Here is a 15,919-nt window from a genome sequence, read left to right as displayed (position 1 = left end):
GCACAGGGAAACGGATCACTTCCCCTCGACGGGACGGCACTGCGGATCGGTCTGGCACCAGATGGTCCGCGTGACGGTCACCGTGGCGGTGGGTCCCTGGCCGGGGTTGTTCACCCGCGGCGCGGTCGTGGCGTCGCAGTTGCCGAGCCCGTCCACGTGGAACCGCACCCTGCCGCCCACCTTGGCGGTGAGATCGCCGCGCACACAGGCGCCGTTGACCGCGCGGGTGACCTTGCCGGTGACGGTGATGTCCTGCCCGCCGTCCGTCTCACCCTTGCAGTCGACGGCCGCGACGGTGTTCTCGGTGGCCGAGGGCGCGGAGGAGGTCGACCCGTTCCTGTCGTAGGAGGCGGTGCAGGTGAGCCAGCGCACGTTCACGTCCTGCCGCTCCAGCCGCTTCGTCGCCGTCTGGTCGGTCGTGAACGCCACGCTCGCGGAACTCAGTCCGTTCGGATCGCAGGCGGCCGCACCGCCCACGACGACCACCGCGAACACGGCCGCGCCCGCCACCCGCCGACCCCGTGGCCGACGCCAAATCCGCCTCAAAGCCCCCATGGAAGGCAGCCTGCCACTGACCCCGCCGCCACGGAAGGGCGCATACGGCCACTCCCACGCCCGCGTGCGCCCCGCGGTCAGCCGAGCAGCAGCAACCACTCCTGGAGTTCCACGAGGTTGCCCTCCGGGTCCTTGAGATGGGCCACCCGCAGACGGTCCGTCATGAGGACCGGGCCGCGCAGCAGGGTCGCGCCGCGGGTCGCGAGGTCGGCGCAGTAGGTGTCCAGGTCGTCCACGCGCAGCACGACCAGGGAGCGGTGGCCGCTCGCCTCGTCGCCCAGTTCGCCCAGCACCTCGGCCATCATCGCCCGGTCCTGGAGGGCGATGCCCGCCGAACCGGCCGCCGGGCTGAACTTCTCGTACGGCCCGGCCGTCGCCCCCGACTGCGGTCTGAGGCCGAGGACTTCGGCGTAGAAGCGGTAACAGGCCGGGAAGTCGGTGACGAGCAGGCGTACCTGTGCGAGTTCCACTGTGTGCACTCCGGATTCAGGACCAGCGGCCGGTACGGCCGAGCAGCAGGGCGGTCGCCGCCGTTCCGGCGGTCGAGGTGCGCAGCACGGTGGGACCCAGCCGGTACGCCTTCGCGCCGGCCTCCTCGAACAGCGCCAGCTCCTCGGGCGAGACACCGCCCTCGGGCCCGACGACCAGCACGATCTCACCCTCGGCGGGAAGTGCGGCCGTCGCGAGCGGTTCGCTGCCGTACTCCCGGTCCTCGTGCAGTACGGCGGCGAAGTCGGCTTTGGCGAGAAGTGCCGCAACCTGCTTGCTCGTCGACGCGTCCGCGACCTCGGGGAAGCGGACCCGGCGGGACTGCTTGCCGGCCTCGCGGGCGGTGGCGCGCCACTTGGCGAGGGCCTTCAGGCCGCGCTCGCCCCTCCACTGCGTGACGCAGCGGGCGGCGGCCCACGGCACGATCGCGTCGACGCCGGTCTCGGTCATCGTCTCCACGGCCAGCTCGCCCCGGTCCCCCTTGGGGAGGGCCTGGACGACGGTGATCCGGGGCTCCCGCGGCGGTTCCTCGGACACACCGGTCAGGTGCAGCACCAGCCGGTCCTTGCCCTCGGCGGCCGTCACCTCGCCCTCGGCCCACCGTCCGGCGCCGTCCGTGAGGACGACCGTCTCCCCGGGCCGCAGCCGCTTCACCGAGACGGCGTGCCGGCCCTCGGGGCCGTCGAGGACGTACTCTCCGCCGTCGCCCGCGCGGAGGTGCTCGACCACGAACACCGGGGCCGTCATCGGTCCCCGCCCGCCGCCGGGAACACCGACAACGCTGTCCTGGCGGCGTCGAGTTCGGCGGCCAGTACCTCGACGAGCCGTCCCGCCGGCAGGTCGCGGGCCATCCGGTGGCCCTGCCCGGCCCACAGCGCCATGCCCTGCGCGTCGCCCGCCTTGGCGGCCGCCTTGCGCAGCGGCGAGGTCAGGTGGTGGATCTCGGGGTAGGCGGGGGGCGCGTACGGGCCGTGCTCGCGCATGAAGCGGTTGACCAGACCGCGGGCCGGCCGGCCCGAGAAGGCGCGGGTCAGCTCGGTGCGGACGAACAGCGGATTGGTCAGCGCCTGCTTGTGCACGGCGTTCGCGCCGGACTCGGGGGTGGCGAGGAACGCCGTGCCGAGCTGGGCCGCGACGGCGCCCGCGGCGAGCACGGCGGCGATCTGGCTGCCGCGCATGATGCCGCCGGCGGCGACGACCGGTATGTCCACGGTCTCGCACACCTGGGCGACCAGCGACAGCAGTCCGACGCCGGAGCCGTCCGCCTCCGGGAGGTCACGGTGGGTGCCCTGGTGGCCACCCGCCTCCACGCCCTGGGCGATCACCGCGTCGGCGCCCGCCCGCTGCACGGCGAGTGCCTCCTCCACGGTGGTCGCGGTGGCCAGGGTGAGGGTGCCGACGCGGCGCAGGGACTCCAGGGTGTCCGGGCCCGGGACGCCGAAGTGGAAGGAGACCACCGGCACCGGGTTGTCCAGCAGCACCGCGAGCTTGGCGTCGTAGCCGTCGTCGCGGCCGCTGTCCGGGTCACCGAGCTCGGTCTCGTACCAGGAGGCCTCGCCCGCCAGCTGGTGGGCGTAGACGTCCACGGTGGCCGGCGGGTGGGGGGCCGGACCGGCCGTGCCGCCCGCGCCGGGACCGGGGTACTCCGGCTGCGGCATGAAGAGGTTCACGCCGAACGGGCGGCCGGTGAGCCCCCGCAGCTGCTTGATGTCCTCGTACATCCCGTCCGCGGTCTTGTACCCGGCGGCCAGGAAACCCAGCCCGCCCGCCTCGGACACGGCGGCGGCGAGCTGCGGTACGGAGACGCCGCCCGCCATGGGGGCCTGCACGATCGGATGAGGGCAGAGATCGGTCAGTGCGGAGGACATGACGGCATGTTGTCACGTCCTCCGAACAAGTCCGAATCCGGCCTTCCGCCCGGCATAGGCCACCGGCATCCGGGTCCGGACGGCCTTGGTCAACGACCGTTGAAGGCGTCCTTGAGCCGCGAGAACAGCCCCTGCTGACCCGGCTGGAACTGCCCGGTCGGCCGCTCCTCGCCGCGCAGCTTGGCGAGCTCCCGCAGCAGCCGCTCCTGCTCCGGGTCCAGCTTGCTCGGGGTCATGACCTCGACGTGGACGATCAGGTCGCCGCGTCCGCCGCCGCGCAGGTGCGTGATGCCACGCCCGTGCAGCGGGATCGACTGGCCGGACTGGGTGCCCGGACGGATGTCGACCTCCTCCATCCCGTCGAGGGTCTCCAGCGGCACCTTGGTGCCGAGGGAGGCCGCCGTCATCGGGATGGTGACCGTGCAGTGCAGGTCGTCGCCGCGCCGCTGGAAGGTCGAGTGCGGCAGCTCGTGGATCTCGACGTAGAGGTCGCCGGCGGGACCGCCGCCGGGGCCGACCTCGCCCTCGCCCGCGAGCTGGATGCGGGTGCCGTTGTCGACACCGGCGGGGATCTTCACCGTCAGCGTCCGACGCGAGCGCACCCGCCCGTCGCCCGCGCACTCCGGACACGGAGTGGGGACCACGGTGCCGAAACCCTGGCACTGCGGGCACGGCCGCGAGGTCATGACCTGGCCGAGGAAGGACCGCGTGACCTGCGACACCTCACCGCGTCCGCGGCACATGTCACACGTCTGGGCGGAGGTGCCCGGCGCCGCGCCCTCACCGTTGCAGGTGGTGCAGACGATCGCCGTGTCGACCTGGATGTCCTTCGTGGTGCCGAAGGCCGCCTCGTCGAGCTCGATCTCCAGCCGGATCATCGCGTCCTGGCCGCGCCGCGTGCGCGAGCGCGGGCCCCGCTGGGACGCCGTACCGAAGAACGCGTCCATGATGTCCGAGAAGTTCCCGAAGCCCCCGGCCCCGAAGCCGCCCGCGCCGGCGCCGCCCGCCTGCGAGAGGGGGTCGCCGCCGAGGTCGTAGACCTGCTTCTTCTGCGGATCCGACAACACCTCGTAGGCGGCGTTGATCTCCTTGAACCGCTCCTGGGTCTTCGGGTCCGGGTTGACGTCCGGGTGCAGCTCGCGAGCGAGCCGCCGGAAGGCCTTCTTGATCTCTTCCTGCGACGCGTCACGGCGCACGCCGAGAACGGCGTAGTAGTCCGTGGCCACCTACGACTCCGCCAGGATCTGTCCGACGTACCGTGCCACTGCGCGTACCGCTCCCATCGTTCCCGGGTAATCCATGCGGGTCGGTCCGACCACGCCGAGCTTGGCTACTGCCTCGCCGCCCGAACCGTAACCGACCGACACCACAGAAGTGGAGTTGAGTCCCTCATAGGCGTTCTCGTGACCGATGCGTACGGTCATGCCCGAATCCCCCGCCTCGCCAAGCAACTTGAGAAGCACGACCTGCTCCTCCAGCGCCTCCAGGACGGGCCGGATGGTGAGGGGGAAGTCATGTCCGAAGCGGGTCAGATTGGCGGTCCCGCCGATGATCAGCCGCTCCTCGTTCTCCTCGACGAGCGTCTCCAGGAGGGTGGAGAGCACCGTCGTGACCGTACCGCGGTCCTCGGCGTCGAAGCCCTCCGGGAGGTCCTCCACGAGCCGCGGGACGTCACTGAAGCGGCGGCCCGCCACCCGGCTGTTGAGCCGCGCCCGCAGATCCGCGAGCGAGGCCTCCCCGAAGGGCGCCGGGGCGTCCACCATCCGCTGCTCGACCCGGCCCGTGTCCGTGATCAGCACGAGCATCAGCCGGGCGGGGGCGAGCGCGAGCAGTTCGACGTGCCGCACGGTCGAGCGGGTCAGCGACGGGTACTGCACGACGGCGACCTGCCGGGTGAGCTGGGCGAGCAGCCGCACGGTGCGCGCCACGACGTCGTCGAGGTCGACCGCGCCGTCGAGGAAGTTCTGGATGGCGCGCCGCTCGGGCGCGGTCATGGGCTTGACCCCCGCGAGCTTGTCGACGAACAGCCGGTAGCCCTTGTCGGTGGGGATGCGCCCGGCGCTGGTGTGCGGCTGGGCGATGTACCCCTCGTCCTCGAGGGCGGCCATGTCGTTGCGGACGGTGGCCGGGGACACGCCGAGACTGTGTCGCTCGGTGAGCGCCTTCGAGCCGACCGGCTCCTCGGTGCCCACGTAGTCCTGGACGATGGCGCGCAACACCTTGAGCCTGCGTTCACTCAGCACCGCGCTCACCTCCAGATGTCGTCCCCCGGACCATTCCTGGCACTCTGTCCGTTCGAGTGCCAGCACTCCCGGCCCAGTGTACGGCCGGGGGGTGCACCCCGGGCAAGGCCGGTCGCACGGCTCGGTGCCGAGCGGGTCCGCGCGGCGCCCGACAGGTCCGCGCCGGCCGCCCGGCGGGAAGACGACGACAGGGCCCGTCATGGCGTCACCCACCCGTTGTCCCGCCCCGGGCGGGCGGGAACGCGGAGACAGGGCCTAGCGTCGCGGTATGACGGTGACTTGGGAAGAGCTGGGGTGGGAGCGGCTGGCGTCCGGGGTCGGGCGGTGCAGGCTGCCGGGATGGGACTGCACGGCGGGACTGGTCGTCGGGGCGGGCGCGGCCCTGATGGTGGACGCCGGGTCCAGCCTCGAGGAGGGCGGCCGGCTGCGGGCCCGGGCGGCGGAGCTGGCCGGCGGAGATGTGACCCATCTCGCGCTCACCCATCCCCACTTCGACCACGTCTTCGGGGCGGCCGCGTTCGCGGACGCGGAGGTGTTCGGCGCGGTGGGCGTCGACACGGTGCTCGCCCACGCGGGCCGGGCGGAGCTGCGCGCGGACGCGGTGCGCAACGGGCTGGACGAGCGGGCGGCGGGCGCGGCGGTGGACGCCCTCGCCCCGCCCCGGCACCACGTCAGCGGCGAGTGGACCCTCGACCTGGGCGGCCGGCAGGTCCTGCTGGCGAACGTGGGCCCCGGTCACACGGCCCACGACCTGGTGGTGCTGGTGCCAGGCGACCCGGAGGTCGTCTTCTGCGGCGACCTGGTCGAGGAGTCCGGAGAGCCGCAGGCGGGACCCGACGCCGTACCGTCGCGCTGGCCCGACGCCCTCGACCGGCTGCTGGGCCTCGGCGGCGAGGACGCGCTGTACGTGCCCGGCCACGGCGCCGCCGTGGACGCGTCGTTCGTGCGGGCGCAGCGGGACGCCCTGGCGGCCCGTTTCGGCGTGTCGCGGGGGCCGTCGTAGCGGCTTCGGGACGCCTTCTCCTATCGTCATCCGAATGCTCCCACCCGTCTCCCGCCACCACCCCTCCGACGAGGGTCCTTCGGGCCCGCGGCGCCGTCTGTACTCTCCGGACCTGACCCCGCCGTGGAAGAAGCCCAAGCCCGCGCCCGAGGTGCCGGCGGAACCGGGTCTCGTGGTGGAGGAGCCGGGGACCGGCTTCTGCGGCGCGGTGGTCCGCTGCGAGGCCGGCACGGTCACCCTGGAGGACCGTTTCGGAAAGCACCGGGTGTTCCCGATGGAGCCGCGCGGCTTCCTCCTGGAGGGCCGCGTGGTGACGCTCGTACGCCCCACCGGACAGGCTCCGGTACGGCCCTCCCGCACCGCCTCCGGTTCGGTCGCCGTCCCCGGCGCACGCGCGCGCGTGGCCCGCGCCGGGCGCATCTACGTCGAGGGCCGGCACGACGCCGAACTGGTCGAGCGGGTGTGGGGCGACGACCTGCGCATCGAGGGCGTGGTGGTCGAGTACCTGGAGGGCGTCGACGACCTGCCCGCCGTCGTGGCCGACTTCGCGCCGGGCCCGGACGCCCGCCTGGGCGTCCTGGTGGACCACCTGGTGCCGGGCAGCAAGGAGTCACGTATCGCCGCGTCGGTGACCAGCGACCACGCGCTGGTCGTCGGCCACCCGTACATCGACGTCTGGGAGGCGGTGAAGCCGTCGGCGCTGGGCATCACGGCGTGGCCCCGTGTCCCGCGTGGTCAGGACTGGAAGACGGGCGTGTGCCGGGCACTGGGCTGGCCCGAGAACACGGGTGCGGCCTGGCAGCACATCCTGTCCCGGGTCCACTCGTACCGGGACCTGGAGCCGGAACTGCTGGGCCGGGTCGAGGAACTGATCGACTTCGTGACCGCGCCGCATTCCTAGCCCGTCCGGCGCTCGAGGACGAGGCCCGTCCAGGGCCGAAGCGTGAGTCCGGGGCGGCGGCCCCCGGGTTCGGAGCGGCGGGGCGACCGACCGCCCCGCGACAGCCCCGCTCAGGTCACTCCACCGGGTGTCGGTCCGCCAGACGTCGGTCCGCCAGGTGTCGAGCGGACCCGGTATCAGTCCACCAGACGTCGGTCCGCCAGGCGTCGATCGGACCCGGTATCAGTCCACCAGGTCCCTGACCACCGCGTCCGCCAGCAGCCGCCCGCGCAGGGTGAGGACCGCGGCACCCTCGTCGTACGGCCGCCGCTGCAGCAGTCCGTCGGACAGCGCCCGGCCCGCCGCGGCGAGCCCCCGCTCGTGCAGGAGCGACAGCGGAACGCCCTCCCGCAGCCGCAGCTCCAGCAGGATCCGCTCCACGCGCCGGTCCTCCGCGGAGAGGACCTCGCGCCCGGCGCCGGGTGAGCGCCCCGACGCCAGCGCGGCCGCGTACGCCCCCGGATGCTTCACGTTCCACCAGCGCACCCCGCCCACGTGGCTGTGGGCGCCGGGACCCGCGCCCCACCAGTCGGCGCCGCGCCAGTAGAGCTCGTTGTGCAGGCAGCGGCCCGCGTCCGAGGTCGCCCAGTTCGACACCTCGTACCAGTCGTAGCCGGCCGCCGACAGCAGTTCCTCGGCGATCAGGTAGCGGTCGGCGTGGACGTCGTCGTCCGTCATGGGGACCTCGCCCCGGCGGATACGGCGGGCGAGCCCGGTGCCCTCCTCGACGATCAGGGCGTACGCCGAGACGTGGTCGGGCCCGGCGCCGAGCGCCGCCTCCAGCGAGGCCCGCCAGTCGTCGTCGGACTCGCCGGGGGTGCCGTAGATCAGGTCGAGGTTCACGTGCTCGAAGCCCGCCGCACGGGCCTCCGCCACGCACGCCTCGGGGCGCCCCGGCGTGTGCGTGCGGTCCAGGATGTCCAGCACGTGCTGCTTCGCGCTCTGCATGCCGAAGGAGATCCGGTTGAAGCCGCCGTTCCGCAGGGCCGCGAGATACGACGGGTCGACCGACTCCGGGTTCGCCTCCGTCGTCACCTCCGCGTCCTCGGCCAGCCCGAACTCCTCGCGGATCGACCGCAGCATCCGTACGAGGTCGCCGGCGGCCAGCAGGGTGGGCGTACCGCCGCCGACGAAGACCGTACGGACCGGGCGCGGGTCGTCACCGAGGATCTTGCGGGCCAGGCGGATCTCGTCGATCACGGTGTCCGCGTAGTTGTCGCGGGAGGCGAGGACCCCGCCCGTGCCGCGCAGCTCCGTCGCCGTGTAGGTGTTGAAGTCGCAGTAGCCGCAGCGGGTCGCGCAGTAGGGGACGTGCAGATAGAACCCGAGGGGGCGGTCGGCGGACCCGGCGAGCGCGGTCGCGGGCAGCGCGCCGTCGTCGGGGACGGGCTCACCGTCGGGGAGTGCGGAAGGCATGCCCTCCATTGTCCAGCACCCGCCGGCGTTCCCGTCCCGACCGACACCGGAGGGCCGCCGGACGGGGCGGTCGCCTTGGTACGGCCGGTACGGCGGGCTCCGATGCCGGAGCCGAGACGCAGCCGTCCGCGCGGGCAGCGGCAGCGGCAGCGGCAGCGGCAGCGGCAGCGGCAGCGGCAGCGGCAGCATGCGGCGCCGTCGTCACTCGGCCTGGAGTACCAGGAGCGCGAGGTCGTCCTCCGGTGGCCGCGCGCCGAAGTCGTGCACCAGGTGCTTGATGCGCTCCGCGATCAGCTGGGCGCTCAGCCCGGCGCAGCCCGTGAGCGCCGCCGCGAGGCCGTCCCCGTCGTCGAACTGGCGCGAGCCCGAGCGGCGCTCCGTGACGCCGTCGGTCACGCACAGCAGGCTGTCGCCGGGGCGCAGCACGAACGTCTCGCTGGTGTACGTCTCGTCCTCGACCACTCCGAGGAGGGTCTGCGGCCGCGCGGCCGCGGAGACCTCGCCGGCCGCGCCGAGGAGCAGCGGCAGCGGATGCCCGGCGGAGGCGAGGGTGCAGCGCACCCCGCCCTCGAAGGGGACCAGCTCGCCGTAGAGGAGCGAGAGGAAACGGTTCTGGGGCCCGTCGCCGGGATGGACCGGGCCGCCGCCGGCGGCCACCAGCGCGCGGGCCGCCGCGTCCGCCGCCTCGGTCGCGTCGTCGAGGAGCAGCTGGTTGAGGCGGTCGAGGACGTCCGCGACGCGGTAGCCCTCGCGGGCCAGCAGCCGCAGCCAGGGCCTGGCGAGGCCGATGACGACCGCGGCCTCGGGACCCTTGCCCTGGACGTCGCCCAGGGCGAAGCACCAACGGCCGTCGCCCCCCGGGAAGAGGTCGTAGAAGTCGCCGCTCGGTCCGCCCTTGTCGCACGGCTCGTAGACCAGGGCGCTGCGCATCCCGGGTATCTCCGCCACGGCCCCGGGCAGCAGCCCTCGCTGGAGCACGGCACTGATGGTGGCCTGCCGGGCGTACTGGCGGGCCGCGCCGATGGCGAGCGCCACCCGGCGACCGAGGTCCTCGACGAGGCCGGTGATCTCGTCGGGGAAGCGCAGCAGGCCCGCCCGACCGATGACCAGGGTGCCCAGCGGGCGGCCCCCGGCGATGAGCCGGTAGGCGAGCGCGGAGCCGTGGGTTCCGTGCGGGCCGAGCGCCTCACCGGGCCACGGGAAGGGGACGGGGCCGGAGCGTAAGCCGTCGGGCGGGCCCGGCGGGTCCTTCTCCAGGGCCCGGCGCAGCTCCTCGATCCGGTTCTCGCTGCCGTGCCAGACGCGGGCCAGCCGCGGCCCGGGGGCGAACCCGCCGCTCTCTCCCCAGCCTCCCGAGCCCTCGGCCTCGCCCGAGCCGGGCGACCCCCAGCGCCCCATGACCTCGTCCTCCATCCACACCGCGCACCAGTCGGCCAGCCGCGGCACGATCAGCTGTCCGGCGAGGGCGGCGACCAGGTTCTCGTCGAGCTGTCCGGCGAGCAGGTCGGAGGCCTCGGCGAGGAACGACAGGGCGCCGCGGTCGAGCCATTCCCGGTCCTGCTCGGCGCGCAGCGGTTCCGGCGCGAGGATGCCGGCGACGTGCAGGCCACGCCGTAGCGCCCGTTCGCCGACGTACGCCACCTTCGCGTCGCCTGCCGTCCGTCCCTCGGCGGGCAGCCGCGCCCACACCGTCTTGGCGCCCGTGCGGTAGGTGATGCCCCAAGACTCGGCGAGCGCGGCCACGAGCCGCAGGCCGCGCCCGTACTCCGGTGTCTCGTACGGCGGTTCGGGGTCGGCGCCGCGCGGAGCGCGGGAGGGGTGGTGGTCGGCGACCTCGACGACGAGGGCACCGGTGTCCGCCTCCAGCCGCCAGCCGAGCTCGACGTCGGTACCCGCGTGCACGACGGCGTTGGTGACGAGTTCACTGACGGCCACCACGGCGTCGTCGGCGAGACGGCCGGTGAGGTGCTGTGTACCGGGCAGGCCCCGCTCGGCCCACTCGGTGAGCGCGGCCCGCACGAGCGCACGGGCGACGCCCGGCGCATCCGGACTACCGGACAGCGCGGCCTGCGCCTCGGCGCGGACGGGGGGTTGCGCGGACGCTTCGCGTGAGGCGGGTACTTCCCGTGACGCCGGTACCTCCCGTGACCCTGGTGCTTCGCGTCCCGCGGAGGCTTCGTCGTGCGGACGGTTCCGTCCGGGCGCGGCACCGTCGTACCGGGACGCGGCACCCGCGTACGCGGACGCGGCGCCCTCGTGGGCAGACGCCGCACCTTCGTACGCGGACGCGGCGCCGTCAATCCCGGACACCGCACCCTCGTGCGCGGACGCGGCACCGTCCTTCCCGGACACCGCACCCTCACCTTCGTGCGCGGGCGCATCCGTGTCGTGCGCGGGCGCGTCGGAGGCTTGCGCGGGCGCGCCGGTGTGAGCCGCGCTCTCGCTCCCAGGCACATCAGAGGCACGGGCGGCGGTCTCCCGTTGCGCCGGAATGGCCCCCATGGACAGCTCCCCGAACGGTTCGGACGAATACACCTCAGTCGATGGCGACAGAGTGACAGACTGGCCCCGCCCATAAGCGCCGAGTTACCGAAGTGGGCCGCCATGAGTGAGAACAGTGCTACGCATGTGCTCGAAGACGGACAGAACGACGTTCATATTCGAGCATCCGATCTGCGTCCTCTGCTCGCCGCGATGACCGCCGCCCGAGACGGTGACTTCACGAAAGTGCCGGAATCCGGCCACGGGATGGTCGCCGAACTCACCGCCGTCTTCAACCAGATCATGGACCGGAGCGTGCACTTCAACTCCGAGTCGCAGCGGGTGAAGCGGGAGCTGGTGCGCTACGGCCGGCTCGACGAACGGCTTTCGGCGAGCCCCGGCCAGGGCGGCTGGACCTCCCGGGTCAACGACGTGAACCAACTGCTCGACGCCCTGGTGGCCCCGGCGGCGAACGCCACGCGCGTGCTCGACGCGGTGGCCGGCGGTGACCTGACCCAGCGGGTCGACCTGCACGACGGGAGCCGGCAGTTACGCGGCGACCTGCGCCACCTCGGGCGGGCCGTGAACAAGATGGTCGACCAGTTGTCGCTGTTCACCGGCGAGGTGACCCGGGTCGCGCGCGAGGTCGGCACCGAGGGGCGGCTCGGCGGGCGGGCCAAGGTGCAGGGTCTGTCGGGGAGTTGGCGGGCGGTGACCGAGGCGGTCAACACCATGGCGTCCCGGCTGACGGCCCAGGTGCGGGACATCGCGCTGGTGACCACGGCGGTGGCCCGCGGCGACCTGACCCGGACGGTGACCGTGGAGGCGACCGGTGAACTGCTCGAACTGAAGCTGACCGTGAACACGATGGTCGAGCAGCTCTCCGCCTTCGCCGACGAGGTCACCCGGGTCGCCCGCGAGGTCGGCACCGAGGGCCAGTTGGGCGGCCGGGCGCAGGTGCGGGGCGTGTCCGGGGTCTGGAAGGACCTCACCGACAACGTCAACTTCATGGCCTCGAACCTGACCTCCCAGGTCCGCAACATCGCCCAGGTGACGACCGCGGTGGCCAACGGCGACCTCAGCCAGAAGATCACGGTCGACGCACAGGGCGAGATCCTGGAGCTGAAGTCCACCATCAACACGATGGTCGACCAGCTCTCCGCCTTCGCCGACGAGGTCACCCGCGTGGCCCGCGAGGTCGGCACCGAGGGCAACCTCGGCGGCCGCGCCCAGGTCCGGGGGGTCTCCGGGGTCTGGAAGGACCTCACCGACAACGTCAACTTCATGGCGGACAACCTGACCTCGCAGGTCCGCAACATCGCGCTGGTCTCCACCGCCGTCGCCCAGGGCGACCTCGGCAAGAAGATCACGGTGGAGGCGAAGGGCGAGATCCTGGAGCTGAAGTCCACGATCAACACGATGGTCGACCAGCTCTCCGCCTTCGCCGACGAGGTCACCCGGGTCGCCCGCGAGGTCGGCACCGAGGGCAACCTCGGCGGTCAGGCACAGGTCAGAGGCGTCAGCGGGGTCTGGAAGGACCTGACGGACAACGTCAACTTCATGGCGCTGAACCTGACGTCGCAGGTGCGCAACATCGCCCAGGTGACGACCGCGGTGGCCAACGGCGACCTGTCCAAGAAGATCACGGTCGACGCCCGCGGCGAGATCCTCGAGCTGAAGGACACCGTCAACACGATGGTGGAGCAGCTGCGCGCCTTCGCCGACGAGGTGACGCGCGTGGCCCGCGAGGTCGGCACCGACGGTCGGCTCGGCGGCCGGGCCCAGGTGCTCGGCGTCTCGGGCGTCTGGCGGGACCTGACGGACAACGTCAACTACATGGCGGACAACCTGACGTCGCAGGTCCGCAACATCGCCCAGGTGGCGACCGCCGTGGCGCAGGGCGACCTGTCGAAGAAGATCGACGTGGACGCGCGCGGCGAGATCCTGGAGCTGAAGACCACCATCAACACGATGGTCGACACGCTGTCCTCCTTCTCGTCCGAGGTCACGCGTGTGGCCCGCGAGGTGGGCAGCGAGGGTCAGCTGGGCGGCCAGGCGAGGGTCGAGGGCGTCTACGGCACCTGGAAGCGCCTGACGACCAACGTCAACGAGCTCGCCCTGAACCTGACCACGCAGGTCCGCGCGATCGCCGAGGTCGCCTCCGCCGTGGCCCAGGGCGACATGTCCCGCTCGATCACCGTGGAGACGCAGGGCGAGGTCACGGAGCTGAAGGACAACATCAACCTGATGGTGGCCAACCTCCGCGAGACGACCCGCGCGAAGGACTGGCTGGAGTCCAACCTCGCCCGGCTCGCGGCCCTGATGCAGGGCCACCGCGACCTGATGGAGGTCGCCGACCTGATCCTGCGTGAGCTGACCCCGCTGGTGAACGCGCAGTACGGCGCCTTCTTCCTGGCAGACCCCGACGAGGACGGCTCCTCGCTGCGCACGGCCGTCCCCGCGAAGGGGCTGGCGTTCATCGCCGGGTACGGCTCGGCGCAGAGCGCGACCGTCGACACCGGGGGCATGCCGGTGCACGGGCTGGTCCGGCAGGCCGCCCGGGAGAAGAAGCGGATCCTGGTGGAGGAGGCCCCGCCGGGCTACATCAAGATCAACAGTGGGCTCGGCGAGGCCGCCCCGAGCAGCGTCGTCATCATCCCGATCCTGTTCGAGGACAAACTTCTCGGCGTGATCGAGCTGGCGTCCTTCTCCCGCTTCTCGGACGTCCACCTCGCCTTCTTCGACCAGTTCGTGAACACCATCGGGGTCGCGATCAACACGATCATCGCCAACTCCCGCACGGAGTCCCTGCTCGGCGAGTCCCAGCGGCTGGCCATGCAGCTCCAGGAGCGTTCCGACGAACTCCAGAAGCAGCAGGCGGAGTTGCAGCGGTCGAACGCCGAGCTGGAGGAGAAGGCGGCCTTGTTGGCGACCTCCTCGCAGTACAAGTCGGAGTTCCTGGCCAACATGTCCCACGAACTGCGCACCCCGCTGAACTCGCTGCTGATCCTGGCGAGGCTGCTCTCGGACAACCCCGACGGCCGCCTCTCGGACCAGGAGGTGCAGTTCGCGACCACGATCCACCGCTCCGGCTCGGACCTGCTCCAGCTGATCAACGACATCCTCGACCTGTCCAAGATCGAGGCGGGCCGGATGGACGTACGCCCCAAGCGGCTGCCGCTCATCAAGCTGCTCGACTACGTCCACGCCACCTTCCGCCCGCTCACCCTCGACCGGGGGCTCGCCTTCGAGGTGGCGGTCGGCGAGGACGTACCGCGCGAGATGTACTCGGACGAGCAGCGCCTCCAGCAGATCCTGCGCAACCTCCTGTCCAACGCGATCAAGTTCACCGCGACCGGCCGGGTCGAACTGCGGGTCAACCGGGTCAAGGACCCCGAGAACCCGTACGTGCGCGACAGCGGCGAGGTGGTCGCCTTCGCCGTCTCCGACACCGGCATCGGTATCGCGCGGGAGAAACTCCCGGTGATCTTCGAAGCGTTCCAGCAGGCCGACGGCACGACGAACCGCAAGTACGGCGGTACCGGTCTCGGCCTGTCCATCAGCCGGGAGATCGCGGGGCTCCTCGGCGGCCGTATCGTCGCCGAGAGCGATCCGGGCAAGGGCTCCACCTTCACCCTGTACGTCCCGATCGTGAGCCCCGGCCACTCGGCGACCGGCCCGGCCCCCGAGGAACGCCCCCTGCCGGTGCCGGACGAGCTGTCCGCCGGGTCCTTCCCGGCCACCCACGACACGTACGACTCCTGGCCGGCGCCCACCAAGCTGGAGGCGTGGAAAGCGGGGCGCGCGGGCCGGGTACTGCCCGGCCGGCGGGTGCTGATCGTGGACGACGACATCCGCAACGTCTTCGCGCTCACCCACGTCCTGGGCCGCGTCGGCATGCCGGTCCTCTACGCCGAGAACGGCCGTGAGGGCATCGAGACCCTGGAGCGCAACCCGGACGTCGAACTCGTCCTGATGGACATCATGATGCCGGAGATGGACGGCTACGAGACCATCGCCGCCATCCGCCGCGCCCCGCGCTGGACGGGTCTGCCCATCGTCGCGCTGACGGCGAAGGCGATGCCCGGAGACCGCGAGAAGTCGATCGCGCGCGGCGCCAACGACTACGTACCCAAGCCGGTGGACGTCGACCAGCTGCTGACCGTCGTCTGCTCCCTGCTGGACCCCGAGGGCCCCGACGACGACACCACCGGGGCCCCGGAACCGGATCCGGCGGCGGAAGCCGCGGTTCCGCCGACGACTGAATGAGGCACAGTCACCATGAGCGCTGAGGAAACGACCGACGAGCGCGCCAGCATCCTCCTGGTCGACGACATGGAGGACAACCTGATCGCGCTGGAGGCCGTCCTGGGGTCCCTCAACGAGCCGCTCGTCCGCGCACGTTCGGGCGAGGAGGCGATGAAGGCGCTGCTGCGCCGGCGGTTCGCCCTGGTGCTGCTCGACGTCCGCATGCCGGGCATGGACGGCTTCGAGACCGCCGCCAACATCAAACGGCTCGACCAGACCAAGGACGTCCCGATCATCTTCCTGACCGGTGCCGAGGACGACTCCGGCTACGCCTTCCGCGGCTACGCGACCGGCGCCGCCGACTATCTGACCAAGCCCTTCGACCCCTGGGTGCTCAGGGCCAAGGTCAGCGTCTTCCTCGAACTGCACCGCAAGAGCCGCCAACTCGAACGCCTGCTGTCCCGGCAGCACGGGGAGAACGGCGAGATAGGCATCCTGCTGGCGGAGCTGGAGGACCGGCTGGCCGGCAGCGATCCTCCGGACCTGACGGCGATGCGCGCGCAGATCAGGGAACTGCGCCACCTGGTGAGCCGGGGACGCCCGTCCTGACCCGCGGCGCGGGGAACCGCGCGACGGGCCACGACGGACGGACGGTCACCGGCGGTCCCCCGCCGCC

12 protein-coding genes are annotated in these 15,919 nt (G+C 72.3%); 4 read left to right on the top strand and 8 right to left on the bottom strand.

Annotated features, from left to right (window positions below; all coding sequences use genetic code 11):
• Positions 1-15 precede the first annotated feature (15 nt).
• From OG985_RS30785 to hrcA, 6 genes are all read right to left on the bottom strand, one after another.
• A complete protein-coding gene (locus tag OG985_RS30785) occupies positions 16-555 on the bottom strand; it encodes a hypothetical protein (protein WP_371671604.1) in 540 nt (179 codons plus the stop codon).
• Positions 556-632: 77 nt separating this feature from the next.
• Positions 633-1,025, bottom strand: a complete 393-nt coding sequence (locus OG985_RS30780; protein WP_371671603.1) for a VOC family protein — start codon at positions 1,023-1,025, stop codon at positions 633-635.
• Between the two features lie 16 nt (positions 1,026-1,041).
• A complete protein-coding gene (locus OG985_RS30775; RefSeq protein ID WP_371671602.1) occupies positions 1,042-1,791 on the bottom strand; it encodes a 16S rRNA (uracil(1498)-N(3))-methyltransferase in 750 nt (249 codons plus the stop codon).
• The gene (locus tag OG985_RS30770) at positions 1,788-2,912 is read right to left on the bottom strand and encodes a nitronate monooxygenase (RefSeq protein ID WP_371671601.1); all 1,125 of its coding nucleotides are present in this window, start codon (positions 2,910-2,912) and stop codon (positions 1,788-1,790) included. The genes OG985_RS30775 and OG985_RS30770 overlap by 4 nt, the downstream gene beginning before the upstream one ends.
• A gap of 89 nt (positions 2,913-3,001) precedes the next feature.
• Positions 3,002-4,138 carry a molecular chaperone DnaJ gene (dnaJ, locus tag OG985_RS30765; protein ID WP_371671600.1) on the bottom strand — a complete coding sequence of 379 codons (1,137 nt, stop codon included), beginning with the start codon at positions 4,136-4,138 and terminating at the stop codon, positions 3,002-3,004.
• Entirely contained in the window at positions 4,139-5,155 is a 1,017-nt protein-coding gene (gene hrcA / locus OG985_RS30760) for a heat-inducible transcriptional repressor HrcA (protein WP_371671599.1), read from the bottom strand.
• 268 nt (positions 5,156-5,423) lie between these two features.
• Between hrcA and OG985_RS30755 the strand changes: the two genes are divergently transcribed.
• Both OG985_RS30755 and OG985_RS30750 read left to right on the top strand, forming a co-directional pair.
• Positions 5,424-6,158, top strand: coding sequence for an MBL fold metallo-hydrolase (locus OG985_RS30755; RefSeq protein WP_371671598.1), 735 nt, complete (start codon positions 5,424-5,426; stop codon positions 6,156-6,158).
• A 34-nt stretch (positions 6,159-6,192) separates the two neighbouring features.
• Positions 6,193-7,059, top strand: coding sequence for a DUF3097 domain-containing protein (locus tag OG985_RS30750; protein WP_371671597.1), 867 nt, complete (start codon positions 6,193-6,195; stop codon positions 7,057-7,059).
• Between the two features lie 222 nt (positions 7,060-7,281).
• Here OG985_RS30750 and hemW read toward each other — a convergent pair whose 3' ends face one another.
• Together hemW and OG985_RS30740 are read right to left on the bottom strand one after the other, a co-directional pair.
• On the bottom strand, positions 7,282-8,514 hold the full coding sequence (hemW, locus tag OG985_RS30745) for a radical SAM family heme chaperone HemW (protein ID WP_371671596.1): 1,233 nt from the start codon (positions 8,512-8,514) through the stop codon (positions 7,282-7,284).
• 201 nt (positions 8,515-8,715) lie between these two features.
• Entirely contained in the window at positions 8,716-10,575 is a 1,860-nt protein-coding gene (locus OG985_RS30740; RefSeq protein WP_371674542.1) for a SpoIIE family protein phosphatase, read from the bottom strand.
• Between the two features lie 543 nt (positions 10,576-11,118).
• Between OG985_RS30740 and OG985_RS30735 the strand changes: the two genes are divergently transcribed.
• Together OG985_RS30735 and OG985_RS30730 are read left to right on the top strand one after the other, a co-directional pair.
• Positions 11,119-15,264: a HAMP domain-containing protein gene (locus tag OG985_RS30735; protein WP_371671595.1), complete on the top strand. Its 4,146-nt coding sequence runs from the start codon at positions 11,119-11,121 to the stop codon at positions 15,262-15,264.
• Between the two features lie 12 nt (positions 15,265-15,276).
• The gene (locus OG985_RS30730) at positions 15,277-15,852 is read left to right on the top strand and encodes a two-component system response regulator (RefSeq protein WP_371671594.1); all 576 of its coding nucleotides are present in this window, start codon (positions 15,277-15,279) and stop codon (positions 15,850-15,852) included.
• Positions 15,853-15,919: the final 67 nt, after the last annotated feature.

Origin of the sequence: Streptomyces sp. NBC_00289 (assembly GCF_041435115.1) — a bacterium.
Lineage (GTDB): Bacteria > Actinomycetota > Actinomycetes > Streptomycetales > Streptomycetaceae > Streptomyces.
The sequence above is the reverse complement of the archived record's forward strand: the minus strand, read 5'-3'. Positions and strand labels throughout refer to the sequence as shown.

What these genes read in the sequence shown, in the direction of transcription:
- OG985_RS30775 (WP_371671602.1), bottom strand. Translation starts at nt 1,791, where the DNA reads ATGACGGCCCCGGTGTTCGTGGTCGAGCACCTCCGCGCGGGCGACGGC.
- OG985_RS30730 (WP_371671594.1), top strand. Translation starts at nt 15,277, where the DNA reads ATGAGCGCTGAGGAAACGACCGACGAGCGCGCCAGCATCCTCCTGGTC.
- OG985_RS30750 (WP_371671597.1), top strand. Translation starts at nt 6,193, where the DNA reads ATGCTCCCACCCGTCTCCCGCCACCACCCCTCCGACGAGGGTCCTTCG.
- OG985_RS30785 (WP_371671604.1), bottom strand. Translation starts at nt 555, where the DNA reads ATGGGGGCTTTGAGGCGGATTTGGCGTCGGCCACGGGGTCGGCGGGTG.
- OG985_RS30735 (WP_371671595.1), top strand. Translation starts at nt 11,119, where the DNA reads ATGAGTGAGAACAGTGCTACGCATGTGCTCGAAGACGGACAGAACGAC.
- OG985_RS30755 (WP_371671598.1), top strand. Translation starts at nt 5,424, where the DNA reads ATGACGGTGACTTGGGAAGAGCTGGGGTGGGAGCGGCTGGCGTCCGGG.
- OG985_RS30770 (WP_371671601.1), bottom strand. Translation starts at nt 2,912, where the DNA reads ATGTCCTCCGCACTGACCGATCTCTGCCCTCATCCGATCGTGCAGGCC.
- hemW (WP_371671596.1), bottom strand. Translation starts at nt 8,514, where the DNA reads ATGCCTTCCGCACTCCCCGACGGTGAGCCCGTCCCCGACGACGGCGCG.